This is a genomic window from Bacillus sp. LR--39 (genome assembly GCF_053613335.1).
On the sequence record NZ_JBSIOT010000578.1, the window covers coordinates 1 to 855 of the forward strand.

Genomic DNA, 855 nt, shown 5'->3' on the forward strand with positions numbered 1-855 from the left:
TCCCGCTGTCAGCAAAAGTAATCCGTTTTGATTCGCATAGGCCGCGATCGCTGCTGCTTTTGCCTTATCAGGCTCACGCGTGTCAGGATCCTTGACGATTTCGATTGCGGCCATCGCCCCGAGTCTGCGGATGTCACCGATGAACGGGAATTCTTGTTTCCACTCATACGCCTTGTCTTCAATGATTTTGCCAATTTCTTCAGATCGCTCATTCAGTCCTTCTTCTTCAATAATATCCAAGACTGCCAAAGCCGCCGCGCAGCCGAGCGGGCTGCCGGCATACGTGCCGCCCAGCTCCCCTGGCGCTGCCGCATCAAGCATTTCCGCACGCCCAATCACACCGCTTAATGGCAGGCCTGCCGCAAGCGATTTAGAAACCGTGATCAGATCGGGCACTACATCAAAGTGCTCAATTGCGAAATAAGTGCCAGTTCTGGCAAAGCCGGTTTGGATTTCATCAGCAACAAAAACAATGCCGTGTTCTTTGCAGAATGAAGCGACGTGCTGTACGAACCGTTTCGAAGGAATAATAAATCCGCCTTCTCCCTGCACTGGCTCCATCACGACACACGCCACCGTTTCAGGCGCCACTGAAGCGATAAAGAAATCATTGAATGCTTGAATGACCATATCGTCATAGCTTTCATCACTCATGCCGGCCGGCTTCTGATAATAATAAGGGAACGGCGCTTGATAAACCTCTGGCGCAAAAGGTCCGAAACCGAATTTATAAGGTTTTACCTTGCTTGTCATGCTCATCGTCATATTCGTGCGTCCATGAAACCCGCGCGTAAATGAGACAACGCCTTGACGCTTTGTATACTTTCTGGCGATTTTCACAGCGTTTTCGACTGC

The 855-nt window shown here is 50.4% G+C and carries 1 protein-coding gene; it reads right to left on the reverse strand.

Annotation, left to right across the window (positions count from 1 at the left end; translation table 11 throughout):
- On the reverse strand, nucleotides 1-855 hold an 855-nt coding region (gene gabT / locus ACWHAR_RS25045; protein WP_452088178.1), incomplete at both ends, for a 4-aminobutyrate--2-oxoglutarate transaminase.